The 26,702-nt window shown below is 30.7% G+C and carries 21 protein-coding genes; 12 read left to right on the top strand and 9 right to left on the bottom strand.

Translation table 11 applies throughout. The annotated features are described in order from the left end of the window. Positions 1–3: 3 nt before the first annotated feature. The 5 genes from ETU10_RS03950 to mutL form a co-directional block, all read right to left on the bottom strand. On the bottom strand, positions 4–1,950 hold the full coding sequence (locus tag ETU10_RS03950; protein WP_146262228.1) for a KUP/HAK/KT family potassium transporter: 1,947 nt from the start codon (positions 1,948–1,950) through the stop codon (positions 4–6). Between the two features lie 127 nt (positions 1,951–2,077). Beyond that, complete coding sequence (locus tag ETU10_RS03945) at positions 2,078–3,115, bottom strand: endonuclease/exonuclease/phosphatase family protein (protein WP_146310055.1); 1,038 nt, start codon at positions 3,113–3,115, stop codon at positions 2,078–2,080. Positions 3,116–3,117: 2 nt separating this feature from the next. Then, on the bottom strand, positions 3,118–4,008 hold the full coding sequence (locus ETU10_RS03940) for a DUF6576 domain-containing protein (RefSeq protein ID WP_146310053.1): 891 nt from the start codon (positions 4,006–4,008) through the stop codon (positions 3,118–3,120). Positions 4,009–4,029: 21 nt separating this feature from the next. After that, entirely contained in the window at positions 4,030–4,809 is a 780-nt protein-coding gene (locus ETU10_RS03935; RefSeq protein ID WP_146310051.1) for a rhomboid family intramembrane serine protease, read from the bottom strand. A gap of 16 nt (positions 4,810–4,825) precedes the next feature. Beyond that, positions 4,826–6,580 carry a DNA mismatch repair endonuclease MutL gene (gene mutL, locus ETU10_RS03930; protein WP_146262043.1) on the bottom strand — a complete coding sequence of 585 codons (1,755 nt, stop codon included), beginning with the start codon at positions 6,578–6,580 and terminating at the stop codon, positions 4,826–4,828. Positions 6,581–6,765: 185 nt separating this feature from the next. Here mutL and ETU10_RS03925 point away from each other — a divergent pair, with 185 nt between their 5' ends. Further along, positions 6,766–7,437 carry a head GIN domain-containing protein gene (locus ETU10_RS03925; protein ID WP_146310049.1) on the top strand — a complete coding sequence of 224 codons (672 nt, stop codon included), beginning with the start codon at positions 6,766–6,768 and terminating at the stop codon, positions 7,435–7,437. 134 nt (positions 7,438–7,571) lie between these two features. Here ETU10_RS03925 and ETU10_RS03920 read toward each other — a convergent pair whose 3' ends face one another. Further along, positions 7,572–8,039, bottom strand: a complete 468-nt coding sequence (locus tag ETU10_RS03920; RefSeq protein WP_246118415.1) for a regulatory protein RecX — start codon at positions 8,037–8,039, stop codon at positions 7,572–7,574. A 281-nt stretch (positions 8,040–8,320) separates the two neighbouring features. Continuing rightward, positions 8,321–9,967 (bottom strand): ABC1 kinase family protein, encoded by a 1,647-nt coding sequence (locus ETU10_RS03915; RefSeq protein ID WP_146310045.1) that lies wholly within the window; start codon positions 9,965–9,967, stop codon positions 8,321–8,323. 116 nt (positions 9,968–10,083) lie between these two features. Between ETU10_RS03915 and ETU10_RS03910 the strand changes: the two genes are divergently transcribed. The 5 genes from ETU10_RS03910 (at position 10,084) to ETU10_RS03890 (ending at position 15,484) form a co-directional block, all read left to right on the top strand. Then, positions 10,084–11,091 carry an o-succinylbenzoate synthase gene (locus ETU10_RS03910; protein ID WP_146310043.1) on the top strand — a complete coding sequence of 336 codons (1,008 nt, stop codon included), beginning with the start codon at positions 10,084–10,086 and terminating at the stop codon, positions 11,089–11,091. 18 nt (positions 11,092–11,109) lie between these two features. Then, entirely contained in the window at positions 11,110–12,123 is a 1,014-nt protein-coding gene (locus ETU10_RS03905; protein WP_146310041.1) for an AMP-binding protein, read from the top strand. Between the two features lie 86 nt (positions 12,124–12,209). Beyond that, positions 12,210–14,276, top strand: coding sequence for a protein-disulfide reductase DsbD family protein (locus tag ETU10_RS03900; protein WP_146310038.1), 2,067 nt, complete (start codon positions 12,210–12,212; stop codon positions 14,274–14,276). 3 nt (positions 14,277–14,279) lie between these two features. Continuing rightward, positions 14,280–14,960: an SIR2 family NAD-dependent protein deacylase gene (locus tag ETU10_RS03895; RefSeq protein ID WP_146310036.1), complete on the top strand. Its 681-nt coding sequence runs from the start codon at positions 14,280–14,282 to the stop codon at positions 14,958–14,960. A 56-nt stretch (positions 14,961–15,016) separates the two neighbouring features. After that, a complete protein-coding gene (locus tag ETU10_RS03890) occupies positions 15,017–15,484 on the top strand; it encodes an LIC11966 family surface protein (RefSeq protein WP_146310034.1) in 468 nt (155 codons plus the stop codon). A gap of 61 nt (positions 15,485–15,545) precedes the next feature. Here ETU10_RS03890 and ETU10_RS03885 read toward each other — a convergent pair whose 3' ends face one another. Next, positions 15,546–15,935 (bottom strand): methylglyoxal synthase, encoded by a 390-nt coding sequence (locus ETU10_RS03885; protein ID WP_146310031.1) that lies wholly within the window; start codon positions 15,933–15,935, stop codon positions 15,546–15,548. Positions 15,936–16,067: 132 nt separating this feature from the next. On the opposite strand from ETU10_RS03885, the gene ETU10_RS03880 reads away from it, so the two are divergent. The 6 genes from ETU10_RS03880 to ETU10_RS03855 all read left to right on the top strand — a co-directional run bounded on the left by ETU10_RS03880 (position 16,068) and on the right by ETU10_RS03855 (position 23,621). Continuing rightward, positions 16,068–17,243: a GlmU family protein gene (locus ETU10_RS03880; protein WP_146310029.1), complete on the top strand. Its 1,176-nt coding sequence runs from the start codon at positions 16,068–16,070 to the stop codon at positions 17,241–17,243. A gap of 123 nt (positions 17,244–17,366) precedes the next feature. Further along, positions 17,367–18,398, top strand: a complete 1,032-nt coding sequence (locus tag ETU10_RS03875) for a PLP-dependent cysteine synthase family protein (RefSeq protein ID WP_146310027.1) — start codon at positions 17,367–17,369, stop codon at positions 18,396–18,398. 13 nt (positions 18,399–18,411) lie between these two features. Then, positions 18,412–19,662, top strand: a complete 1,251-nt coding sequence (locus ETU10_RS03870; protein WP_146310025.1) for an aminotransferase class I/II-fold pyridoxal phosphate-dependent enzyme — start codon at positions 18,412–18,414, stop codon at positions 19,660–19,662. Positions 19,663–19,786: 124 nt separating this feature from the next. Then, positions 19,787–20,857 carry a TerC family protein gene (locus ETU10_RS03865; protein ID WP_146310023.1) on the top strand — a complete coding sequence of 357 codons (1,071 nt, stop codon included), beginning with the start codon at positions 19,787–19,789 and terminating at the stop codon, positions 20,855–20,857. Positions 20,858–20,869: 12 nt separating this feature from the next. Then, on the top strand, positions 20,870–21,841 hold the full coding sequence (locus tag ETU10_RS03860) for a deoxyhypusine synthase family protein (protein ID WP_146310021.1): 972 nt from the start codon (positions 20,870–20,872) through the stop codon (positions 21,839–21,841). A gap of 445 nt (positions 21,842–22,286) precedes the next feature. After that, positions 22,287–23,621 carry an NADP-specific glutamate dehydrogenase gene (locus ETU10_RS03855; RefSeq protein ID WP_146310019.1) on the top strand — a complete coding sequence of 445 codons (1,335 nt, stop codon included), beginning with the start codon at positions 22,287–22,289 and terminating at the stop codon, positions 23,619–23,621. A 65-nt stretch (positions 23,622–23,686) separates the two neighbouring features. Here ETU10_RS03855 and ETU10_RS03850 read toward each other — a convergent pair whose 3' ends face one another. Further along, on the bottom strand, positions 23,687–26,647 hold the full coding sequence (locus tag ETU10_RS03850; RefSeq protein WP_146310017.1) for a PEP/pyruvate-binding domain-containing protein: 2,961 nt from the start codon (positions 26,645–26,647) through the stop codon (positions 23,687–23,689). Positions 26,648–26,702: the final 55 nt, after the last annotated feature.

The raw sequence follows: 26,702 nt of genomic DNA, 5'->3' as shown, positions 1-26,702 counted from the left end.
TATTTAATATATTCGAACCCTTTTAATTCTATTTTTATATATAACATCTGTTAACATAGGCACTTGCTCTACTTCTACGTTATAACTATCCAACCCCAAAGCGGAAGTATCCGAGATTCCCATATATTTAACCATATTATAAAATCTTAAAATGAATCTTTCTTTGATTGATAAAAGATATTCTTGATTAAATACCCGATCAATCAATATAAATTTAAAATCCGCAGGGATATCATGCTTTCGTAATGACGGATATTTACTAATTAAATTTATTTTTCCTGAAACTTTTAAATCTTCTAGTACTTGTGCAAAATATATATTAATTAATGGTTCTACTTTAAAACCTAATCTAAACTTGACCTGATATAAGGTATCGGGAATCAATTCCATAACGTCGTATTCGAAAGTATACGGATTTAAATCATTTTCCACTTTCAAAAACCAATAGTAATCCGCTCGTTTTGGATTTTTATTGATAATTGAAAATATAATTTTAGCTTCAATTTCGTTGGGACTATTGGATCTACTTATATAAACTAAATTCGTTGCATATTTAGATAGACTGGTATCTACCTTCATATCTTTTATTATCGGTAAGCAAGGTTTTAAATCTACATATTGTACGTACTTATTTTTTAATTTTCTTCCATTGAACCATACATACATACAGACCGCTATTAAACCTGCTAAAAACATGGTGATCCAGCCACCTTCTGCAAATTTTAAAACATTTGCATAAAAGAATCCTCCTTCTATTATAAGATAAACCGCTCCAAACAATACAATTAAAAGTGCATGTACCTTTTTTAGCTTTAAATAAAATACTAAGAGTATTGTAGTCATTAACATAGTTATTGTAATGGCTAATCCATAAGCTGCCTCCATTTTAGCAGATTCTTTAAAATGCAGTACAACGAAAATACAAGATACTAAAAGCCCCCAGTTAATTGCCGGTATATACATTTGCCCTTTCTCATGGGTGGGATATTCTACTCTTTGACGTGGCCAAAAATTCAGAGACATTGCCTCACTAAAGATAGTGTAAGAGCCTGTTATTAATGCTTGGCTAGCAATAATGGCTGCTAAAGTTGCCATAATTACCCCTATAATTAAAAAAGTTTCTGGCATCATCATAAAAAATGGATTACCTCCACTTTGAGCTTGCTCTGGGTTTGCAAGAATCCAAGCTCCTTGTCCTAAATAATTTAGTATTAAGCAAACTTTAGCAAAAATCCAGCTTATTCTTATATTTTTTATTCCACAATGACCAAGATCTGAGTACAAAGCTTCTGCTCCCGTGGTACATAAAAAAACAGCTCCCATAATTAGTAAAATCATATGCTTCCCTTCAGTGACTGAACCAGCGTTGCTGGAGACATCCATCATTAAATGGATTGCATAGTATGGATTAAAGGCTTTTATCACATACAAATGTGGGAGAAATTCAATCAATCCTAAAACCCCTAACATAATAAACCATAAAGTCATTATTGGTCCATAAAATTTACCGATAGACTGAGTTCCAAATTGTTGAATTACAAATAGTGCTATAAGTATAAAAATAGTTATGGGTACGACTTGTGTATTGGGATTGTAATTTTTTAAACCTTCAATGGCAGATACAATTGTCATTGATGGTGTAATAACACCATCAGAGACTAAGGTGGCTGCCCCTAAAATGGCTACCAGATAAAGCCATTTTTTTTTCATTTTCTTTACTAATGAATATAAAGCTAAGATACCTCCTTCTCCTTTGTTGTCTGCTCTAAGAGCAATAATTACATATTTAATAGTGGTTTGTAAGGTTAGGGTCCAAATAATACAAGATAAAGCACCTATGATAAATTCTTCCGAAATATGAGGCATATGATTTGCAGCTACAATTGCTCGCATTACATACAATGGAGAAGTTCCAATATCCCCAAATACTACTCCAACGGTTACTATCATTCCGATAATAGATAATTTTGAAGTATTCACGTTATTTGTTTGCACTAGTTTTTATTTTAAAAGTAAGAAACAAATATATATAAGTTTTTATTGTATAAACCTTTTTATCAATAGTTATTTTATTCTTTTATGGATTCAATTTCATTGTAGCAAAAACAGGGTAATGATCTGAAAAATGAACGGTTCTATCTACATAACAACTAATTGGCATAAATTTATTATTGGTAAATATGTAATCTATTCTAATTGGATAAAAATAATCGTAAAAGGACAATCCTAAACCTTGTCCTTTGGTTTCAAAAACATCGATTAAGTTTTCATTTAACATTGTAAAATATTCATAGGATAAAGGAACCGAGTTCATATCCCCACAAACAATTGTAGGATGAGGGGATTCTCTTATATATTTAGTAAGTAATTCTAATTGTTTCTGATGCTTTTTAAACCCATTAACTAATTTTTCGGTTACTATTTTAGTTTGGTCTTTAGCTTCATCAATTTTACTGAACTTAAAAAGACTTTTATTTAGATACATGGGCTCTAAATATATATTTATACACCTGATCGTATCATTCCCTTTTAGAATATCTGCCATACAGGCATAGCCTTGATCGGGTAAAATTATTTTTTGTTTATCGATGATTGGGTATTTAGATGATATTCCAACCAGATCAAAGACTGCGTTATACCTATCTACTAGAAAAACTTCTTTGGATCTCCATTGCCTAGTATAAATCTCTTGAAAAAAAGTCACATCTACATCTTTAGATTTAATGAATTTTTCTAAGGATTCTAAATCTCTATTTCCATTTGCATATCTGAGATTATAAGTAAGAACTTTGAGTTCTTCTTTCTTATCACTTTCATTTAATAATGATAAATTCTTTTGATTTCCAAAATGAATATATTTTTTTACAGGAAATAATAATAAAAAAGTTAAGAGCAAGAAAGGAATAAATATCATCTCTTTTTTAATAAGCCAAACAAAGGTGAATAGGAGATGAAGAAGAACTAATATTGGAAAGATTAAGGCTACTATTCCAAAGTATGGAAAATCTTTAGGGGTTATGAATCTATTAACATATACTGAAACCAAAAGAATCGCTACAATACTATGGATGATTAAATATATGTAACTACTCTTTCTACGTTTAATAAATATCATTATTATTTTTTAAATTTAAACAAAATATCTTTTTCCTCCTTGGTTAGATTTTCATAACCTCTTTCTGATATTTTATCTAAAATTGCATTGATTTCATTTTGTTCTTGTACTTTATTTCTATTAAACTCTTCATCAGACATGGGTCTTCGACCGTCAAAAGTATTCGTTTTTCCACCTCCTTTCTCCTTTTTTAAATGAGACTTTTGCCTTAATTTAAATAAATTTTTCACTTTCATTAATGAATGGAACGAAGGAATAAATTTTCCAAGAAAATCATTTCCAGATTGGAAAGCTCTCATATATAAATATCCAAAAATTGCAGCGCTAACTCTGGATATAAGAAATCCCCCCCCTTCAGGTTGTGCTGAAAGTTGGAGCAAATCTAATCCAACAATTACTAGTCCTAATATATAAAGCGGAAATTCAATAGGCAAAAGAAATAGAGTTACTTTCATTTTAGGATTGTACGAAATAATAGCAAATAAGCAACTATATACCCCTAAAATAGAACCTGAAAGATAACCATAAGTCGATGTTGCATATCCAAATAGTAAAAATAGTATTCCCCCCACCCAATTGCCTAGTATGAAAAATTTCAAAAAACTTTCTCCATTAAAATACAATCTAAATATTTTCTCTGTGTAATAAATCATTACACAGCCAAAAAGCAAATCCATGAATTTCACATAGAAAATAGGAAAGGTTAAAAATGTCCAAATATTTGGTATAAAGGCATGTGAAGATAAAAGAAAAAAACTTCCGACAGAGACATTGAATATTTTCTGAAAAATAAATTCTAGTATCCAATAAACAACTGAAGCAATTACACTAAAATAGATAATTTTAACTCCTTCTGTGCCTGTTTTATAATAATAAAATAACTTATCCATCATTAATTATATATGTAGTTAACCTTAATTCCATCGATACCTATTTTTCAACCAATGCCTTACTAGAAAAAATCCAAATATTGCGCCACCTAAATGTGCAAAGTGCGCTACATTATCTCCTGGTTGATTTTGAAAACCAAAGAATAATTCTAATATTATCATTATAGGTATAAAAAATTTAGCCTTCATGGGTATCGGTGGAAAAAGTAACATTAAAACAGTATTAGGATACATCATTCCAAATGCCACCAACACCCCGTATATAGCTCCACTAGCTCCTATCATTGGAGTTCTCCACCCCCTAAACAGTTCAAATAATAACTGCACATTTACCCCCGAAGGCATAGCATTAAGCCATTCTTTAACATCTGTGATAGTTATATTTTTAGCTTCTATTGGACTTAGCTTGGTATAACTGTACAGCTCTCCTAAAGGTGCTCCTTGTTCTATTAAAACTTCATAGATTTTTTTGTATTCATAGAAATTCACTAGATTATATAAGACGAAAGCGCCTAATCCACATACGAAATACAAGATCAGATATTTTTTTATTCCTAAAGCTTTTTCCACCGCAGACCCAAACATCCAAAGGGCAAACATATTAAACACAAAATGCATGAAATTGCCATGCATAAACATATGAGAAATGATTTGGTACCATTTAAAATTAGGAGACGCCGGAAAGAAAGCTCCCAAAACAACGTCTAAATCAATTCCTTGCATAAGCAATAGAAATTTACCAACAAAAAAAATGGTATTTAATATTAGTAAATTTTTAGTTACTGGGGGTATATATCTATTCATTATTTTTCTATCTTATTTATTCAAAATTAGGAATACTTATAATTTCGTAATTTTTTTTATTCAACGGATTCAAATAAGGCATTTCTAAATTTTTGAATTCTTCCCAAATCGGACGTATTTGTGAAGATTGAATAAATTCATTCCTTTTTTTTGCTGAAACTTTTGAAACAGATTTACTAAAGAAAACCGAAAATTCTTCCTCTGAATGTTCAGTGAGCTGATATAACAATTCTTCTATAATATCCAAAACTTTTTCCTGCAAAATATCAGAAGGAATTGCAGTAATCGTTAACAAATCATCTTCAATCTGCATATCAAATCCCTGAGCAAATAACTTGGATTGTATAGAAATTAATTTTTCTTTTTCCAAGTCATAGACCGGTCTTTCTAAAGGAAATAAAAGTTGTTGACTAAGGGCATGATTTTTTATACTTTTTATATACTTATTATATAAAATGGTTTGATGTATACGGTAGGGATCAATACACCATAATTGCCCCTTATGTTCAATCATCCACCTTCCATTCATTAATCGTAAAAAATTTTCTTCGTTGTTAGCTGATGGAGCGTCAAATAAATCACTGGTAATATCATCGTTTCTAAAGCTTGAATAAAATTCCGTTACATTCAATTTTTCCGCCTTCGTAAATGGTTTAGAATTTTCCTTAAAAGGGTTATATGCCGGATTAATTTTTATTTTGGGTTCTTCTATCGGGCTATCTTTTTTGGGAATTGAAAATACCCAATCCTGATTTTGTTCAAAATCCAAACTTGGTGCTACATGGTAAACCCCTAAAGATTTTTTTATAGCTGTTCGAAGCAATGCATAAATAGACGATTCATCTTCAAATTTTATCTCTGTTTTAGAAGGATGAATATTAACGTCAATGCGTTCAATATCAATTTCAATATAAAGAAAAAAGGATGGTAAGTAACGCTGAGGAATCAGCCCTTCAAAAGCATCTTGCACCGCTTTGTTAAAATAAGTAGACTTAAAAAATCTATGGTTCACAAATAAAAATTGTTCTCCTCTTGTTTTTTTTGCACTCTCTGGCTTTCCTACAAATCCGCTAAGCCTTACCCATTCCAACTCTTCAGAAATGGGAATTAACAAGTTTTGTATTTTCCTCCCAAAAATATCTGAAATCCTTTGTAACAAACTCCCGGAACGCAACCTCAATAGTTCCTCTCCATTGTTATACAACTGAAATTGAATATCTTCATGAGCCAAAGCGACTCTATGAAATTCATCCAATACATGTCTAAATTCAACAGAATTCGATTTTAAAAACTTTCTTCGTGCTGGAACGTTGTAAAAAAGATTTTTAATTTGAAAAGATGAGCCTGTGGGTGTATGAATAACTTCTTGACTTATTAATTGTCCTCCTTCAATGATAATCTGAGTTCCTACTTCCTCCTCTTCTTTTTTGGTTCTTAATTCAACCTGAGATACAGCTGCAATTGAGGCCAAAGCTTCTCCCCTAAAACCTTTGGTTTTTATGTGAAAGATATCTTCAGTATTTGCTATTTTTGATGTTGCATGCCTTTCAAAAGACATACGTGCATCCGTAGCACTCATGCCCATACCATTATCCACTACTTGAATGAGATTTCTTCCGGCTTCTTTTACCATTAATTGTATCTGTTTAGCATTTGCATCTATAGCGTTTTCTAATAATTCCTTAGCCACAGAGGACGGTCGTTGAACAACTTCTCCCGCTGCGATTTGGTTAGATACATTGTCTGGCAACAATCGGATTATATCAGGCATATATGCAAAGTTATTAAATCTTTTTTTATTTAAATTGACTATTTATTTGTGCATGGTTATATATCCCCAAGCATACAAATATTTTTACCTAATATGAATTTATCTCAATACATAAATATGCACGAAACTTAATCATCCAATCAAGTGGCTTAGTTTTTGTATCTAATATAACATAAAAAATTTTTATGCGCAAATCCTTTTTAATACCCATTTTTTTTATTGTATCTTACGTATGCTTGGGACAAACGGAAGTTATTAAGAATGTAGGTGATTTTACTTCTTTGCGAGTTTTCGATAAAATACCCGTAATTTTAATACGCTCAGAAAGTCCAAGAATTGAGATTTTTGGAAACAAGTCTGAAGATGTACAAGTTATTAATAAAAATGGAGAATTAAAAGTACGTATGTCTACGTTAAATCTTCTAAGTGGGGATGACACAGTTGTTAAAATTTATTACTCTGAAATTAACAACATTGAAACAAGCGAAGGCTCCTCAGTAAAAAGCGAAGAAGAGATTGAATCTCAAACACTTACTTTAAACGCAAAAGAAGGAGCCGCAATTACTCTTACATTAAATGTAGAAGAGTTGAATATAAGAGTTAATTCCGGTGGAGTGATAAATGCTTCTGGTAATACCATAGATCAAAATATTTTAATTACTTCCGGAGGAAAATATTTGGCTAAGAATTTAAATTCAGATAATGCAAACATTAACCTTACAGCAGGAGGAAATTCGGTGATATATGCTTCCAAAAGTGTAATTGCTACCACACGCGCAGGAGGGAATATTGATATTTATGGTAGCGCTGAGGTTCAACAAAAAACTATATTGGGAGGCACGATTACTGTTCACTAAATTTCTTAACGGAAAAAATCAAAGATATTTAATGCACCTTTAAAATTAAAAATATTTGATTTACTTCTGAATTGATATTTTTAAGACAATTATTAACTTAATTCTCACCTTAGATAAATTATATTGAAATTCTGTTATTCTTTATTAACCAAAGAATCTATAGAGTTTTGAATCAATTCAAATTCATATCCCTTTTGGATTAGATAGCTGATTAATTTCTTTTTTTTAATTAGGATGGATTCATTCTTTAAAGAATTCCATTTAGTCTCTGCAATCTTTTCTAATGATTTTATATAGTCTTGCTCATCAATTTCTTCAAAACTTAATAAGATTAAACGTTCAGGAATTTTTTTTTGTTTAAGTTTTTGTCTAATCTTTATTTTTCCCCATTTCTTTAAATTGAACTTCCCCCTTGTATAAGACAATGCAAATCTCTCTTCATTTAAAAAATCATTTTGTATTAACCATACTAAAATCCCCCCTTTTTCCTCATCATCTAAAAAATAATATTCTTTCAACTTTTCTTCCACTTCCCAATGGCAACGATCTTGATAAGCGCAATAACTTGCTAATTTTTTTTTAATGTCTGATACGGTATACAACTGTATTAAATTAATTAGTTCTTAAAAAACAAAAATAGATATTTTTAAATTTGGCATATCATTACTTCTAATAGTTTTTAAATTAAGAGAATAACATAAATTATTTATTATACTATTTTAAATAAATAAAAAATAATTTAATTAATAATTAGGATAAATTAAATATATTATTATCTTTACCATGTATTTAATTCTTAAGTTAAATAATTTTGAGAAAAACTATTGCAATAAAATTAATTTTATTGCAATAAATAGCAGCTAATTAATTAGCTGCTTATTTTTTATTTTCCTTTTTTTATCGTGTATAGAAGATATAAAAGAATTATTAACCCAAAACTCATTAGAAAAAATGAGAGTGCAGGTATTCCAAGTAAAAATGGAGGCAATGGAGATAAAGATAGAATAGCAGAGCTAACTAGCAACGATAGAACTATCAAGGATAATGTTAAACAATGTATTGTTTTTATAAAACTATTATTATTTTCAAAGTCGTATAGAATTTTAAATTTTCCCTCGTTAGCGTTTTTTATAAAAATTTTTAACTCGTTGGGAATTGATAGTATATCGCTACTAATCTCTTGCAAACTATGAATACCTTTAGATAAAAGATAATTGGGATTCAGCCTTTTACGTATAATTTTTAATACATAAGGTTCTATACTTTCAATAATATTAAAGTCTAAAGATAGATTTCTACCAATGCCTTCCATAAGTAGAACCCCCTTTCCGAGCAAATAAATATGTGAGGGCATTAAAATCTCATTCTTATTTAAAATATTTAAAAGTTTTTCAATCAAAGCCTTTAAATCTATATCTTTTAAGGAATTTTGATCAATAAAATTTAAAAGCTCATAAATATCTCTTTCTAATTGCTTTTCATCCGGAATTGAATATTTAATTGCTATTGATTTTATACTAGTAATTATTTTGGGTACATCTTTTTTAATTACATGAATAAGCATATTTTCTATTTGCTCTTGATCAGACGGCATTAACATACCCATGGTACCAAAATCTATGTACACAATTTTTCTATTTTGTAAAACAAATATATTCCCTGAATGAGGATCAGCATGAAAAAAACCATACTCGATAATTTGCTTTAAATACAGGTCTATCCCTCGAATCGCTAATTCTTTTAGATCAAAACCCTGTTTTATAAGCTCTTCTTTGTCAGATATTTTAATACCCTCAATATATTCCATACATAGAATATTATTGTTGGAATATTCTTTATAAGTCCTAGGTACATGTATATAGAGATTATTCTCAAAATTCTTCGAAAATTTTTCAATATTCTCAAGCTCTTTCAAAAAAGACAATTCTTGTAAAATTGATTTTTCATAAGTATCAATGATATAAACTAGATTTATCCTCTTCGCCCAATCATAGTTATTTTCAAGAATTACAGACAAATCCTTCATTAATAATAGGTCAGATTCTATTACTTTATGAATATTACTTCGCTTAACTTTTAAAACAACTTTTTCTCCATTTTTTAAAATAGCAAAATACACTTGTGATATTGATGCAGCTGCAATTGGATTGGGATTTATAACCTCAAAAAATTCCTTAGGATCTTCTCCTAACTCTTCTTCTAATTTAGAAATAATATTAATGTTTTCTGCTTCTACTCGATCTTGTAATTTTCTAAACTCTTGTATTAATTCTTCAGGAAATAAATCAATAGTGCTTAAAACCTGTCCTAATTTCACATAGGTAGGTCCTAACTCCTCCATAGCCATTCGAATTCTTTCGTAAATTGTTTTTCCTTTGGCTACTTTATTCATACCCTCTTCTTTAGATTGCCATGATTCAGGAATTAATTTACTGATACCGCTTTTTATAACTAATTCGTCAAAACCATACTTAGTAAGTATATATATTAAACGCGCTGACCTTTGAATTTTTTTTCGATTATCCTGCATAACAAATCTTTGATAATATTATATGATTTAAAGGTACAGCAATAAAATGATACTATAATAGAGAAAAAGTATAGATTTATATCTCTTTTATTTTTTACAGTAAGTATTTTTGTTAAATGGAAGCAAGTTTTCATTCTTATGATTTACAATTTAAAACTCCCGCAGGAACTTCGCGTGGAGTTCTAAAAAGTAAAACTACTTATCTACTACATGTTAAGTATTTTGAAAAAGAATACATTGGGGAATGCGCCTTATTTAAGGGACTAAGTGCAGATTCAGAACTTGAATACGAAGATAAATTACACTGGGTTTGTAAACATATAAATGAGGATAAAGATTATTTAATAGATTCATGTAAAGAATTTCCTTCTATTCAATTTGGTTTAGAACAAGTATTTCTGCAAATTGAAAATAAAAAAAGTGGATTATTTTTTGAATCAGATTTCATTCATGGGAACATGGGAATTCAGATCAACGGTTTAATATGGATGGGAGATTTGGATTTCATGCGAGAACAGATTCAAAATAAAATTGAACAAAAATTCGATTGTATAAAGTTAAAAATTGGTGTTAATTGGGAAGGAGAATACTCAATATTAAAAAGTTTAAGAAAAGAGTTCCCGGCTCATAAATTAGAGATTAGAGTGGATGCCAATGGTGGATTTACTTTTGAAGAAGCCCCAAAAATATTAGAACAATTAGCAAGTCTACAGATTCATTCCATAGAACAGCCTATTAAAGCTGGACAGATAGAACTAATGGCAGATTTATGCAAAATTAGCCCCACACCTATAGCTCTGGATGAAGAATTAATTGGAAAATTTTCTTTAACGGATAAAGAAATATTGTTAAAAAAAGTGAAGCCTCAATATATTATACTCAAGCCAGCCTTAGTAGGCGGCTTTAAAGGTTCAAAAGAATGGATAGATTTGGCTAAGAATTATAAAATTGGTTGGTGGATAACCTCTGCCTTAGAATCAAATTTAGGTTTAAATGCTATAGCCCAATGGACAGCAACTTTAAATAATTCTCTACCCCAAGGTCTAGGAACCGGAGGTCTTTATACTAATAATTTCCCTTCCAATTTAGAAGTTCGAGGTGATCGGTTATATTACAATCTTTAAAAATTAGGAATTAATTACATGTGTAATATAAAATTAGACTTTTCTAAAGAAATACATCTTAATAAAATTCCTACCCATGAAGTTTGGCTAAATAACATAGTTAGTTTTTTAACAGAATGGTATGATAACTCTGAAATAATAAAAACCAACACTTCTGGCTCTACCGGAATCCCTAAAACCATTGAGCTCACCAAAGAAGCTATGGTAAAAAGTGCTGAAATGACCGGGAAATTTTTAAATTTAAAAGAAAATGATTCCGCACTTTTATGTATGCCTGCCTTGTATATTGCTGGCAAAATGATGCTTGTAAGAGCCATCGTTTGGAAATTAAAATTGCTCTGTATACCGCCATCTTCCAATCCTTTGAAGAACATTACGGATGAAATTTCCTTTTCAGCTATGACTCCTATGCAAGTGGAACATTCTTTAGATAAACTTCATTTAATAAAAAAACTAATTATTGGGGGCGCACAAATCCCCGCCCCCTTATACAAACAATTGAATCAGTTCTCTACTAACAACATATATGAGTCTTTTGGTATGACTGAGACCATCTCTCATATTGCTTTAAAGAAGGTTTCTAAAAATCCGGAAGAAAGTTTTAAATTATTACCTAATACTAAAATAGATTTAGATGATCGAGGTTGTTTAACTATAAAAACACCTTTCTCTAATGAGGAAATTATTACCAACGACATAGTAAAAATGCATTCAGAAAATGAATTTGAATGGCTAGGAAGATTGGATAATGTTATCAACTCTGGGGGTATAAAAATTTATCCTGAAAAAGTAGAGAAGCAATTAAAAACTATTATTCCTAATGAGTTTATAATTTCATCCCAACCAGATCCCATTTTAGGAAATAAGGTTATACTCGTTATTGAGGGATGTATATCGCCTTATATAGAAGAATTAATTCAAAATTTTAATTTTAATCATAAATATGAAAAGCCTAGAGAAATTTACTTTATAGAAAAATTTCAAAGAACCCCTACAGGAAAAATAGTTAGAAGAAACATATCCTTATCTTAAAAAATTATTAAAGTAATTTATTAATAAAAAAGTATTTTACATTTGTAGTAATTCACTACTTTCAGAATCAAAAATAATAAATATATATGAAAAAAATTCTTTGGATCTTTATATTAATAACAGGCTTCATTCAAGCACAAATAGAGAATCCTATTCATTGGAAATCAGAAATTAAACATTTAAAAGATAAAGAATACGTAGCTGTTTTTACGGCAAATATTGAAAACCATTGGCATTTGTATTCTGCAGATGCTGAAGAAGGAATTGTTATCCCTACCACTTTTAAATTCATTCCAAATCCTAACATTAAATTAATAGGAAAAACACAAGAAGTTGGGCAAAAGATTAAAGAATATTCCCAAGCGTTTAAAGCTAACATTGTCTACTATAAAAACAAAGTAGAATATCACCAGAAGTTTGAGATATTAAAAGACATTCCTTTAAACCTAGAAGCTGACGTTGACTACCAATTGTGTAATGATAAAATTTGTCTTTCTCCAGACGGTGAAAGCTTCATTTTAAAAATTGAACCTGAAAAAAATTTAACTGTATCAAAGCAATCCAATAATGATATAAATAAAATAGTATCGCCAAGTAAAAATATAGTTAAAGATACTTTTAACTCTAAAAACAATCCAGAAATTGAAGAAGTTAAAATCATTAGTAATACTTCAGATTCAGAAAATAAAAATATAATAATCGCTAATTTGGATGTTGACAACCCCATAAATAAAGAATGTGGGGATAAAATCATCCAAAACGAAGGATACCTTTGGATATTTATATTTGGTTTTCTAGGCGGATTGATTGCTTTGTTAACTCCCTGCGTTTATCCAATGATTCCTTTAACCATTTCATATTTTACTAAAAATTCCAATAAAAAAGGTAAAAGAGACGCATTAATATATGCCTTTTTCATTCTATTCATTTTTATAATTTTTACACTGCCCTTTCATTTAATTAATGGAATTAATTCCGATATTTTCAATCAGATATCCACCAACGTCTGGCTTAACCTAGCCTTTTTTATAGTTTTTATAGTTTTCGCATTCAGTTTCTTTGGATTTTATGATATAACTCTTCCTAGCTGGATGGCAAATAAATCAGACCGAGCTTCAGAATCCGGTGGGATCTTGGGTTTATTTTTTATGGCATTAACCTTAGTTATTGTATCTTTTTCCTGTACAGGTCCTGTATTGGGTAGCATTTTAGCCCAATCCATTCAAAACCCTACACAGCTTACTATGGCTTTTTCTGGATGCGGACTTGCTTGGGCTCTAGTATTCGGAGGGTTTGCTCTATTTCCTAATTTACTTAAGAGCATGCCTAAATCTGGAGGTTGGATGAATACTATAAAAGTAGTATTAGGTTTTGTTGAACTGGCTTTGGCTTTTAAATTCCTTTCTAAAGCTGATTTAGTTGCTAAAACCTTCTTATTAAAAAGGGAGATATTCATTGCCATCTGGATCATTATTGCATTTGCAACCGCTTTATATTTATTAGGATTTATTAAGTTTCCACACGACAGCAAAAAATCTAAGATAGGAACTAGTAGAAAGATATGGAGCTGTTTATTCTTTTTAATAGGAATTTATTTAATACCCGGATTATTTCCATCTCAAAAACCAAATTTAAAATTACTAAGTGGACTAACTCCCCCATTAAATGTAAGTATATATAAGAAAGATAAAGAGCAAGGCATCTTAGGTTTATTTATACAGCACGATTATTTTGAAGCATTAAAGATAGCCAAAGAACAAAATAAACCTATTTTAGTAGACTTCACAGGATTTGGATGTGAAAATTGTCGCAAGATGGAAGAATTTGTTTGGAGTGAAGCAGACATTTGGCAAATACTAAACAACGATATTATTATTGCTTCTTTATACGTAGATGATTCAGAATCTTTGCCTGAAGAGGAGCAAATAGTCGTTCAACTTAAAGATAGTAGAAGTAGAAAAATTAAAACCATTGGAAATAAATGGTCGGTTTTTCAAAAAGAAAATTTTAATTCCAATTCACAACCTTTTTATGTTTTGGTTACCCCGGACAACCAAATATTAAACTATCCTGTTGCTGGATACATGAAAAAAGAGGATTTTAAGAAATTTTTGCAATGTGGAATACAAACCTTCAAAAATTTAAAAAAATAGGTAATGAAATCTAAATTAGTTGTTCTTACTGGTGCCGGAATGAGTGCTGAAAGCGGTTTAAGTACATTTAGAGACTCCAACGGTTTATGGAACAATTATAAGGTGGAAGATGTAGCCTCCATCGAAGGCTGGTATAGAAATCCTGACTTAGTTCAAGATTTTTATAATAAACGAAGAGCTGAATTAAAAAATCACAAACCCAATCAAGGACATTTTTTATTACAAGAATTAGAAAAAAATTTTGAAGTCACAATTATCACTCAAAATGTAGATAATTTTCACGAACGGGCAGGCTCTTCAAATATCATTCACCTACATGGTGAATTAACTAAAATAAGAAGCGTACAAGATGAAAGTTTAATTTATGAGACTTCTGAAGATGTTTTAATGGGTGATCTTGCAGAAGATGGAGCACAACTTCGCCCACACATTGTTTGGTTTGGCGAAAGCGTCCCTTTAATGGAAACCGCTATAAAAATAACACAGGAAGCCCATATATTTTTAATTATAGGAACCTCACTTCAAGTTTATCCTGCTGCCTCATTAATTGAATTTGCGCCCAAAAATTGCAAAATTATTGTTATAGATCCAAAACCCATCGATCATTTATGGAACAAAGAAATAATCTATATAAATAAAGGTGCTTCAGAAGGATTAGAATATCTAAGACAAAATTTTTTATAAAAAGAGATTTTTTTTTAATAAAAAAAATGATGTAGTTTTGCCTAAAAACTAAGTATATGAAAAAATTAGCAGTTAAATTTTTAGGTGTTCTAAGTGTTCTGTTTCTTATGGTAAGTTGTTCTGGACAAAACCCTGTAGAGTATAATAATAAAATTATGAACTCCTTAAATAAATTACAGGAAGATCAAAAAAATATGAATTCAGCAATGACTTCTAATGATTTAAAGAAGGCAGAAGAAGTAAGGGCTAAATGGGAAGGAAATGTAAATGAAGTTATTAAAGAAATAACTAAAATAGGCGATTTTAAAGGAGATTCTTCATTTAAAGATGCAACCTTAAAGAGTTTAAATCAATATAAAGAAATTATTACAGTTAAATATAAAGAATTGATAGATATAAGTTCAAAGGAAGGTACTGATAGTAAACAGCTACAACTTTTAAATGAAATAAATAATGGATTTTATGAAGCTATAAACGCTGTAAATGATGCATCTAGGAAGTTTGAGCAAGAAAAAATAAAGTAAATAAGATAAATTATCTAAATAAAAAAAGGTTCGATTTTGAACCTTTTTTTATTTGTGAAAGTCATTTCTGTTTTTCTTTTTTCATACTTCCTAAAGAATTAATAAGAATTTCAGCAGTAGCTTTATTCGTAGCTAATGGTATATTGTGCACATCACATAATCGAAGAAGCATGTTAACATCTGGCTCATGAGGGTGTTTACCTAACGGATCTCTAAAAAAAATAATCATATTAGTTAGTCCGTCTACCACACGGGCAGCAATTTGAGCATCGCCCCCTAGAGGCCCGGACTTAAATTTTTGAACTTTTAACCCTGCACTTTCAACAAAAGTACCTGTGGTTCCCGTTGCTATTAAATGTACATTGTGCTGTTGCAAAACTTCTAAATGAGACATTAAAAAGGCAACCATATCTGCTTTTCTACCATCATGAGCTATAATTGCTATTTCCATATTTAAGTTTTTATTCAAAGGTAAATAAATCCGAATACAAATGCAGAATTTACAATCCCTTAGTTTTTATATTTTTCTTAATAAATTTCATTCGTTGCAAATGATTATATTTGAAAGAATAAATAATCCACTATGAACGTTATTTTATTTGATGGAGAAGAGCGCAATAATTTGTTACCTCTAACTTTCACAAAACCAGTAGCAGAGCTTAGAATGGGAGGTTTATCCTTTACTGAAAGATGGAAGAGAATATTAGAAACCACTAACGTATCTTTTCTCAGTGAAGAATATTTGTCCAAAAAATATCCTGCAAAAATAAAGGATCTTAACCTCTTTATTAACCCAGCCTATTTCCCTAACCAAGAACTAATTTTTAAAATTAAAAACTTGCAACAAGGAGAAGCCTTATACCAAAATGAAAAATTAATAGCTGCAAATTGTAATTACGAAGATTTCAAATTCTCTAACTGTAAAAAAAATTACATAGATGATATTAGTTTCCATATCCAATATCCTTGGGACTTATTTACTTATAATTCATTAGCTATAACATACGATTTTCAATTAATAACTCAAAACAGAAAATCTTGTCCTTTGTCAGAAACTGTCAGAGTCATTGGGGATACTTCAAAAATTTTTATTGAAGAAGGAGCTGTGGCTGAACATGTAATCATAAATACGAAAGAAGGTGAAATTTATTTAGATAAAAATTCTGAAGTTATGGAAGGCTCCATGATTAGAGGAGGATTAATGCTTGGTGAAGGTTCTAAAATCAATATGGGAGCTAAGATTTATGGAGGAACAACTATTGGCCCCTACTCTAAAGTTGGCGGAGAAGTAAGTAATAGTATTTTTTCAGGATATTCTAACAAAGGACACGAAGGATTCCTTGGAAATTCTATATTAGGAGAATGGTGTAATTTAGGCGCAGACACAAATTCATCGAATATGAAAAACAACTATTCGGAAGTCAAATTTTGGAACTATCATTCCTCAAAGTTTATAGATTCTAAATTACAATTTGCGGGGTTAATTATGGGTGATCATTCAAAATCTGCAATAAATACGCAATTCAATACCGGAACTGTGGTGGGTGTATCCTCCAATATCTTTTTGCCAGGTTTCCCACCTAAGCTTATAGATTCATTTTCTTGGGGTGGTAAAAAGGATTCACCACTATTTCAATTAGAAAAAGTTTATGACGTAATGGAAAAGGTGATGTTAAGAAGAAATAAACAACCGACTCAAGAAGATAAAGATATTATTAAATATCTTTATTCTAACTGTTTACAAAAAAACGCACTTTAAAAATTGTTAATATAACTTTACTTGAACTTTAAATTTCATAAGCTTTAATTTTTTGTAATAAAAAAAAATTATAAATTTGCCCCTTGAAATTAATTATATTCAAAAATTAATAAAATAAATAGGATGGCTGGAACTTACAATAATGTTCTTGAGTTAATTAACAACACACCGTTAGTACGCTTGAACAAAGTAACAGAAGGGATGAAGGGAAAGTTTTTCGCTAAACTAGAATGCTATAACCCCGGACATTCAACAAAAGACAGGATTGCACTACATATCATTGAAAATGCCGAAAGAAAGGGCTTATTAAAGCCAGGCGCAACCATTGTTGAAACCACTTCTGGAAACACAGGTTTTTCTATTGCTATGGTAAGCATTGTTAAAGGATACAAGTGCATTTTAGCCGTTAGTGATAAGACTAAGCCAGAAAAGATTTCTTTTTTGAGAGCTATGGGTGCTAAGGTATATTTATGTCCTGCCAATGTACCGGCAGACGATCCTAGATCCTACTACGAAGTAGCTAAAAAAATTGCTGCTGAGACTCCTAATTCGATTTACATTAATCAATACTTTAATAAAGAAAATACAAAATCTCACTATTTAACTACTGGTCCTGAAATTTGGGAACAAACCCAAGGTAAAATCACTCACCTTATAGGATGCACAGGTACTGGAGGCACATTAACTGGAGCTGCTGAATATTTAAAAGAAAAAAATCCTAATATAAAAATTATAGGGGTAGATGCAGTAGGCTCTGTTTTAAAAAAGTATTTTGAAACTGGAGAAATCGATCCTAATGAAATTAAACCTTACCAAATTGAAGGATTAGGTAAAAATTTAATTCCTGAAGCTTTAGATTTTTCTGTTATAGATAAATACGTAAAAGTATCAGATGAACCAAGTGCTTATGCTACAAGAGAAATCGCTTTAAAAGAAGCTATGATGGTAGGCTATACCAGTGGAGCAAGTCTAACTGCTACTCGAAAGATCTCTGAAGATTTTACCGATGAATCTGTAGTTGTTTTAATCTTCCCAGATCATGGATCTCGCTACATGACAAAAGTATTTAGTGATGAATGGATGCAATCTCAAGGATTTGTTAAAAGTCGATTAAACGGGTTAGAATCCCATGCCACAATAGAAACAGTACAATAATTCACATTACCAAATGGATATTTTCGATAGAATAAAAAATCACCCCGGTCCTTTAGAAAAGTATGCGGAGTATGCGGAAGGAGAATACATTTTTCCAGTATTAGAAGGAGAAATTAGCCCTCGTATGAAATTTAAAGGCAAGGAAATGATTGTCTGGAGCATCAATGACTATCTAGGTTTAGCCAATCATCCAGAAGTAAGAAAAGCAGACGCAGATGCAGGTGTAAAATATGGAATGGCTTATCCTATGGGAGCAAGGGCTATGTCTGGACAAACACCTCAACATGCTGAGTTAGAAAGACAATTGGCTGAATTTGTAAATAAAGAATCTGCCTACTTATTGAATTTCGGATATCAAGGTATGTTATCAATTATTGATACACTCGTATCAAAAAACGATGTGATTGTTTATGATGTTGATAGCCACGCTTGCATTGTTGATGGGGTTCGATTACATTTTGGTAAAAGATTTACTTATCAACATAATGACATCGAAAGTTTAGAAAAAAACTTACAAAGAGCGACTAAAAACGCCGCAGAATCACAAGGAGGAATTCTTGTAATTACAGAAGGTGTTTTTGGCATGAGAGGAGAACAAGGAAAATTAAAAGAAATTATAGAACTTAAGAAAAAGTATAATTTCAGATTACTTGTTGATGATGCTCATGGCTTTGGAACATTGGGGAAAACGGGTGCTGGTGCAGGAGAAGAACAAGGTTGCCAAGACGGAATTGATATTTATTTTTCTACTTTTGCAAAATCTATGGCAGGAATAGGTGCATTCGTAGCGGGTGATAAAGAGATTATTAAATATTTAAAATACAATTTAAGGTCACAAATATTTGCAAAATCACTTCCTATGCCTATGGTTATGGGGGCTCTAAAAAGATTAGAACTTTTAAAAACTAAGCCTGAGCTTAAAGCAAAATTGTGGTACAATGTAAATAAGCTACAAGGGGGATTAAAAGAAAGAGGATTCAACATTGGAAGCACAAACACCTGTGTTACTCCTGTTTATTTACAAGGAGACCCTTTAGAAGCTACATTATTAATTAAAGATCTAAGAGAATTTTATGGAATATTCACTAGTGTTGTTGTTTACCCAGTGATTCCTAAAGGTATGATTTTATTACGATTAATTCCTACAGCCTCTCATTCAGATGAAGAAATTGATGCTACCTTAGCTGCTTTTGAAGCTGTTAGAGGGAAGTTAATGGATGGTACCTATAAAAAAGGTTCTGAAAATTTAGATTTAGGAATTTAATTTTTAGTAATTATATACGTCTAAGATAAATAAAAGAAAGAGCTTGGCTTAGCCAAGCTTTTTCTTTTATTTAATAGTTAAAAATAAGTAAATTTGGAATAATTAATAAAACGATACCAATACTATGGAGGATAATATGTTTAATCATCCGCTTTTAATTACCATTTTCTCAATTTCAATTCTAGTAATGCTCATTTTAGATTTGGGAATTTTAAATAAAAAAACACATTCAATTTCCAATAAAGAAGCGGCTACTTGGTCACTGGTTTGGATCTCATTGGCTATGATATTTAGTGGGGTTATATTCCTTGTATTTAAAGAAGCCGATGGTTATAAATTTGCTCTTGAAAAATTTTCCCAATTTCAATCTGCTTACTGGATTGAAAAAGCGTTATCCGTGGATAATTTATTTGTTTTTATAATGGTTTTTAGCTTTTTCAAAATCCCTAAAGAATATCAACACAAAATACTTTTTTGGGGCATAATTGGAGCGCTAATCTTCCGGGGTATATTTATATTTCTAGGAGTTGAAATGATAAACAGAACCTATTTGCCTCCATTTTCAATAGGAAACTTTCATTTTGTCTTAGATCATCATACTGAATATTCAAATACTACAAGCAATGAATTCTATAGACCTAATATTATCTTAACTATATTCGGAGTGTTTTTAATCTATGTAGGTATACATTCATGGTTTTCCAAGGAGGAGGATAATGATTCAAAAAAAGATTTAAATGAAAGTTTGGGAGCAAGAATTGTAAAAAAATTTTTTAAAGTAACTAAAGATTTTGATAAGGATAAATTTTTCACTGTTAGCAATGGGATTAAAATGGCAACCCCTTTGTTCACAGCTTTAATAATTATTGAGATTACTGATTTAATTTTTGCGGTGGATTCAATTCCTGCAATTTTTGCTATAGCACCAAACGATCCATTTATTTTATATACCTCAAATATATTTGCCATATTGGGACTACGCTCTCTTTACTTTCTTTTAGCTAATTTTATGCATATGTTTAGTAAGTTAAAATATGGATTAGCTATCATACTCAGTTTTATTGGAATTAAAATGTTAATGGCTCCATTCATACATATTTCATCACTATCCTCTTTAGGGGTTGTAGCTGGTGTTCTGATACTTTCTGTACTTTTGTCTTTGATATTCCCTAATAAAAAAGAACAAATTCAATAAATAAAATATATCATGAGTAAACCTATTTCAGAATTTATAGAAAAATATTTTTTGCACTTTAATGCTGCCTCTTTAGTAGATGCGGCTAAAGGTTATACCGCTCATCTTAAGGACGGTGGAAAAATGATGATAACCATGGGTGGTGCTATGAGTACTGCTGAATTGGGAAAGATTTTAGCTGAAATGATACGACAAGACAAAGTTGCTATTATTTCTTGTACTGGTGCGAATCTAGAAGAAGACATCATGAACTTAGTGGCTCATTCTCACTACAAAAGAATTCCCAATTACAGAGACTTAACTCCAGAACAAGAACGGAATCTACTTGATAATCATTTAAACCGTGTAACTGATACATGTATTCCTGAAGAAGAAGCTTTTAGACGCTTGCAGCAACATATAGAAAAAATTTGGAAAGATGCTGATGCCAAGGGAGAACGTTATTTTCCCCATGAATATATGTATCAACTACTACTTTCTGGCGTGCTTGAGCAATACTATGAAATTGATCCTAGAAATAGCTGGATGCTTGCTGCGGCAGAGAAGAATTTACCGATTGTAGTTCCAGGATGGGAAGATAGCACCATGGGGAATATTTTTACTTCTTATGTTATTAAAGAGGAAGTAAAAGCATCTACAATGAAATCTGGGATTGAATATATGGCATATTTAACTGAATGGTACAGAAATAACTCTCAAGGCAAAGGAGTGGGTTTCTTCCAAATAGGTGGAGGTATATCTGGAGATTTTCCTATTTGTGTGGTACCTATGATGTATCAAGATTTAGAATGGGAGGATGTTCCTTTCTGGAGCTACTTCTGCCAAATCTCAGACTCTACTACAAGTTATGGTTCCTATTCAGGAGCTGTACCTAATGAAAAAATTACTTGGGGCAAATTGGATGTTAATACTCCCAAATTTATTATTGAAAGTGATGCAACAATAGTTGCTCCATTGGTATTTGCATATGTATTAGATATGTAAAACAAATATTCTACTGAAATAAGGATTTTAAACAAAATCCTTATTTCTTTTATAAAAATCTTAAGCTATATTAAGTAAAAATTTACTTAAATTTAAAAGAAACACTCTTAATTTATAAATTAATTTACTTAGAATAAATTACTCTACTATACTCTTCCACTTTTCCATTATATTATTTGTTTTATAACCATTTTTGAAGATTTAAAAAATTTTATTTCTTAATCTTCGATTTATTAGTTTATATCCGAAAATATTTATTCATTATTACATCCTAAATTGATAAAAACATTAAAATTAAGCTAAATTTTTTCTTTATATTAATTTATCATAATTAGAATTATAAAGCAGTTTCTTTCTTATTATAATAAATTTATACCTAAAAATTTGATTAGTTACCATTATTTTCATACATTTATACTACAAACAATAAAAATCTATTAAGTTTATGAAAACACAACAGGTATTAGACAGCCTAAAAAGAAGATTTCCAAATGAGCCAGAATATCATCAAGCAGTGCATGAAGTTTTAGAATCTATTGAAGAGGTATACAATCAACATCCAGAATTTGAGAAATCAAATTTAATTGAAAGACTATGTATTCCTGAACGAATTTTTACATTTAGAGTTACTTGGGTAGATGATAAGGGACAAGTACAAACTAACATGGGATATAGAGTTCAGCACAACAATGCTATTGGTCCTTACAAAGGGGGATTACGTTTTCACTCATCTGTGAATGTATCAATACTTAAATTCTTAGCTTTTGAACAAACCTTTAAAAATGCTTTAACTACTTTACCTATGGGAGGCGGTAAAGGTGGTTCAGATTTTAATCCTAAAGGCAAGTCTAACAATGAAATCATGAGATTTTGCCAAGCCTTTGTTACGGAATTATGGAGACATATCGGACCAGATACCGACGTACCTGCTGGAGATATAGGAGTTGGTGGTAGAGAAGTGGGTTATCTGTTTGGAATGTATAAAAAATTAGCTCGTGAATTTACAGGAACTTTTACCGGCAAAGGATTAACCTTTGGAGGCTCTTTAATACGTCCAGAAGCTACCGGTTATGGTAATGTTTACTTTTTATTAGAAATGTTAAAAACGAAAGGAATTGATATTAAAGGTAAAAAATGCTTAGTATCCGGATCTGGTAATGTTGCTCAATATACTTGTGAAAAATTAATTGAATTAGGTGCAATACCTGTAACTCTTTCAGATTCTGCAGGATATATTTATGATCCTGAGGGTATTACTACTGAGAAGTTGGAATACGTAAAAGAACTTAAAGAATTATACAGAGGTAGAATTAAAGAGTATGCTGAAAAGTATGGATGCAAATATGTAGATGGAGGAAGACCTTGGAGTGAAAAAGCAGACATAGCTTTACCTTCAGCAACTCAAAATGAGTTGAATGGAGATGATGCAGTTGCTCTTATAGGTAATGGAGTAATTGCAGTATCAGAAGGCGCAAATATGCCATCTACTCCAGATGCCGTTAAAGCATTTATTGAAGCGAAAATACTATATGCCCCAGGAAAAGCAGCAAATGCAGGAGGTGTTGCTGTATCAGGTTTAGAAATGAGTCAGAACTCAGAACGTTTAAGCTGGTCTTTGGAAACGGTAGACCAAAAACTTAAAGAAATTATGCAAGAAATTCATAATAATTGTGTGAAATACGGCAAAGATGCTGACGGTTTTGTTAACTATGTAAATGGAGCTAATATAGCAGGATTCATGAAAGTGGCTAGAGCTATGATGGCACAAGGTATATTATAATTCATCCATTAAATAATAACCATACTTTTTAAATAAAAAGTATGGTTATTTTATTACTTTAAAATTTAATTGCTACTTTTAAAGACAGCTCCTTGTTTTTTTCTTCCATTGGTTTTTATTACGATTGGCTTTTCAAACTTAACTACTCGGAGGTAATCGGTTTCTTCAATTGAAGGTAAATGGTTTAAATATTCCTCATCAAAAGTGCCTTCTCCTTCTTGAAAAGAATTTATTGTATAATAAGCTACCCCAAAGGATGTTAGGTTTTGAAAAAAATGTGTTCCTTGACTGGGTTCAATTCTATAGTCTTTCAAACCAGATTCTACCAATAAACGAGCATTGGTTATATAAGACCATTTAACAGGAATTCCTAACCAAGAATCACTACTCCCCCATCTTCCTGGTCCTACCAATACATAACCTCCATCACCTTCTTTGAATTTTTTATTAATTTTTTCTATTTCATAAGCAATCATTTGATTATTAGCAGGATTAAAATCTTTAGATTTTACATAAATGATATGGTACACATCATCAATAATTCCATTGCCTAAAGCATTGTTAGAAGTTAATAAAGTTTCTTCAACAGGAATGAGAGATAAATCTTCATTCATATCTTCTTTATTAAGAACAATAGGTCGAATTTGAAGTAAATAAAAAGTAGCTTTTTCTTTATTTTCTATATCTATTGCAAATTCAATTTCAATATCTCTACCCATTTCCTCTTTTGTTATTTTCAAAACTTTTTGTAACGTATCAATCAATGGAAATAATTCATGTTGTAGAATATTTGTAAAGGAAATAATTTTTCTACCTCCTTCATAAAACCCATCGTATATTATTTGTTCTCTTGGTTCATAAGTAGATACTATATATTTTAAAGAACTATCCTTTAAAACCTCATTGACATTTAATTTAAGTAAATTGAAACTATCATTAATTGAAAAACTCTCATCAATTCCTTTCATATTTAAAGCATAAAACTGTCGCTGCGTTTCTCGTAAGGCAAAATCTAGGGTACTCAATTGCAGAATATTATGAGGATGGTAAGGGGAAAATCTAAGGGTTATTCCTCCATCTACAATATACTTACCCAAACCCATTGCAAGGTTTACAATGCCTTCTTCTGGTTTTTCATAGTCAATAGGATAAAAATTTAATGAACGGGTTACCCCAGATATGGCTGGATAAAATCTCTCCTCATAGCTTCTTCCTACCACTTCCTGTATAACAATGCCCATTTTTTCCTCATCAATTACATTATGCGTAGCTTCCATGTATGCTTTACTGTCTCTAAAAAAAACGGATGCATATACTGATTTAATTGCATCTTTCAACCAGCTCAGCATTTGTAGTTTATTTTCAATACATGGAATCATATAGGTAGAATAAATTCCTGCAAAAGGTTGGTAATAGGAATCTTCTAATAAACTGGAAGAACGAATGGCTAAGGGTGATTTAATTGTATGGAATAAAGAAATAAAGTCTTCATCTAATCTTTCAGGAAAGTTTCCTTTTAAAAAAGCATTTAAAATTTCATGATCTTCTGCATCGGATAAAGCTATTGAGTACAAATGGTTCTCTTCCATAAACTCATCGAAAATATCTGTACACAACACGATAGTTTTTGGTATAGTTACTGGAAAGTTATTGTGTTGATTTAGTTCTGGATGTGTTTTGATTATATTCCCTAAAAAAGCTAAACCTCTACCTTTTCCTCCTAACGATCCTTCTCCTATTCTTGCATATTCGGAATATTCATCAAAACGATCTTTTTCAAATACAGCTATAACCCCTGTGTTTTTCATCTTTCTATATTCGATAATTGAATCGTAAATCAACTGACGAACTTCTTGCAGGGAAATATCTTTTGCATCTATATTTTTGAGCATTTCAGCAATTGGGAATATTGCAATCGAATATAAGAACCTTGAAAAATGATTTTGAGAAACATGATAAGCCAAAGAATCATCCGGTATAATTTTTATAACTTTTTGTAGTCCCTTCAAATTTCTAATCCTGTAAAGCTCTTTTTTTGTTTCAGGATTAATGATAATAAAATCTCCAAATCCGAATTGTTGTATTATTCTTTGTCTTAATTCATAAGAATAACTTTTAGAATTTTTATCTATAAAATCACAATTTAATTCTGTTGCATATTTTTTATTGTTAGGGTCTGATGAATTAAATATAATGGGTAGAAATTTATTTGATTCTTTAATCCATTTTGCTAAGTTGTATCCGGCTAATTTTTCCTTAACTCCGTTATGCAGATAACTCATATCTGTAATAATACCTAACAAGTTTTTTGTATATAATTTATATATCTCACTAGCTTCTTCAAAACTTCTTGCTAATAGTATTTTGGGTCTTCCTCTCATCCTAAGCATTTGCTGGTGCTCATTCAGCGCTTCTTTTGCAAAATTTTTGGACTCATTCATAACTATTTTAAATAGTGATGGAAGAGCTGAGGAATAAAAGCGTACGGAATCTTCCACCAATAAAATTACCTGAACTCCTGCTGTTTGAACATCGTGCTCTACATTCATAGAATCTTCAATCAACTTAATAATTGCCAATAGTAGTTTGGAATTTCCTAACCAACTAAATACATAATCTACAAAGCTTAAATCCACCGCTGATAATCGTTTTGAAACTTCTTTTGAAAATGCTGTTAAAACCACTAATGGAATCTCAGAGTAGAGTTTTTTAATTTTTTCCGCCGTGGAAAACATATGAACTTCATCCATATTGGGCATGAATATCACTAACTCGTAATGATTTTCTTGCAGAAGCTCTAATGCTTCTTCTTCCGTTGAAACTTGGGTGAAACGGGGTGGATATCTAAGATTTAAAGCTGTATATTCATCAAATATTTGTTCATCTATTCTACCATCTTCTTCCAATATAAATAAATCGTATTTCGTAGCTATTAATAACACATTATAAATACGTTTATTCATTAAATTGGAGAAAGAAATATCTTTAAATTGAAAGTTCCTTAAACTTTGAGCTGCGTTTTGCATACTTTTGTTTTCTTTTTAGTGAAAATACAAAATTTAAAGACGATTTAATTAAAAT

It is taken from the genome of Apibacter muscae (genome assembly GCF_007845595.1).
GTDB classification, from domain to species: domain Bacteria; phylum Bacteroidota; class Bacteroidia; order Flavobacteriales; family Weeksellaceae; genus Apibacter; species Apibacter muscae.
The sequence above is the reverse complement of the archived record's forward strand: the minus strand, read 5'-3'. Positions and strand labels throughout refer to the sequence as shown.

Excerpts from the sequence above, each read along its gene's own strand:
- ETU10_RS03880 (WP_146310029.1), top strand. The coding sequence starts at position 16,068 with ATGAACGTTATTTTATTTGATGGAGAAGAGCGCAATAATTTGTTACCT.
- ETU10_RS03850 (WP_146310017.1), bottom strand. The coding sequence starts at position 26,647 with ATGCAAAACGCAGCTCAAAGTTTAAGGAACTTTCAATTTAAAGATATT.
- mutL (WP_146262043.1), bottom strand. The coding sequence starts at position 6,580 with ATGCCTGATATAATCCGATTGTTGCCAGACAATGTATCTAACCAAATC.
- ETU10_RS03925 (WP_146310049.1), top strand. The coding sequence starts at position 6,766 with ATGCGCAAATCCTTTTTAATACCCATTTTTTTTATTGTATCTTACGTA.
- ETU10_RS03915 (WP_146310045.1), bottom strand. The coding sequence starts at position 9,967 with ATGCAGGATAATCGAAAAAAAATTCAAAGGTCAGCGCGTTTAATATAT.
- ETU10_RS03935 (WP_146310051.1), bottom strand. The coding sequence starts at position 4,809 with ATGAATAGATATATACCCCCAGTAACTAAAAATTTACTAATATTAAAT.
- ETU10_RS03890 (WP_146310034.1), top strand. The coding sequence starts at position 15,017 with ATGAAAAAATTAGCAGTTAAATTTTTAGGTGTTCTAAGTGTTCTGTTT.
- ETU10_RS03900 (WP_146310038.1), top strand. The coding sequence starts at position 12,210 with ATGAAAAAAATTCTTTGGATCTTTATATTAATAACAGGCTTCATTCAA.
- ETU10_RS03950 (WP_146262228.1), bottom strand. The coding sequence starts at position 1,950 with ATGATAGTAACCGTTGGAGTAGTATTTGGGGATATTGGAACTTCTCCA.
- ETU10_RS03865 (WP_146310023.1), top strand. The coding sequence starts at position 19,787 with ATGGAGGATAATATGTTTAATCATCCGCTTTTAATTACCATTTTCTCA.
- ETU10_RS03940 (WP_146310053.1), bottom strand. The coding sequence starts at position 4,008 with ATGATGGATAAGTTATTTTATTATTATAAAACAGGCACAGAAGGAGTT.
- ETU10_RS03875 (WP_146310027.1), top strand. The coding sequence starts at position 17,367 with ATGGCTGGAACTTACAATAATGTTCTTGAGTTAATTAACAACACACCG.
- ETU10_RS03885 (WP_146310031.1), bottom strand. The coding sequence starts at position 15,935 with ATGGAAATAGCAATTATAGCTCATGATGGTAGAAAAGCAGATATGGTT.
- ETU10_RS03895 (WP_146310036.1), top strand. The coding sequence starts at position 14,280 with ATGAAATCTAAATTAGTTGTTCTTACTGGTGCCGGAATGAGTGCTGAA.
- ETU10_RS03945 (WP_146310055.1), bottom strand. The coding sequence starts at position 3,115 with ATGATATTTATTAAACGTAGAAAGAGTAGTTACATATATTTAATCATC.
- ETU10_RS03910 (WP_146310043.1), top strand. The coding sequence starts at position 10,084 with ATGGAAGCAAGTTTTCATTCTTATGATTTACAATTTAAAACTCCCGCA.
- ETU10_RS03855 (WP_146310019.1), top strand. The coding sequence starts at position 22,287 with ATGAAAACACAACAGGTATTAGACAGCCTAAAAAGAAGATTTCCAAAT.
- ETU10_RS03860 (WP_146310021.1), top strand. The coding sequence starts at position 20,870 with ATGAGTAAACCTATTTCAGAATTTATAGAAAAATATTTTTTGCACTTT.
- ETU10_RS03905 (WP_146310041.1), top strand. The coding sequence starts at position 11,110 with ATGTGTAATATAAAATTAGACTTTTCTAAAGAAATACATCTTAATAAA.
- ETU10_RS03870 (WP_146310025.1), top strand. The coding sequence starts at position 18,412 with ATGGATATTTTCGATAGAATAAAAAATCACCCCGGTCCTTTAGAAAAG.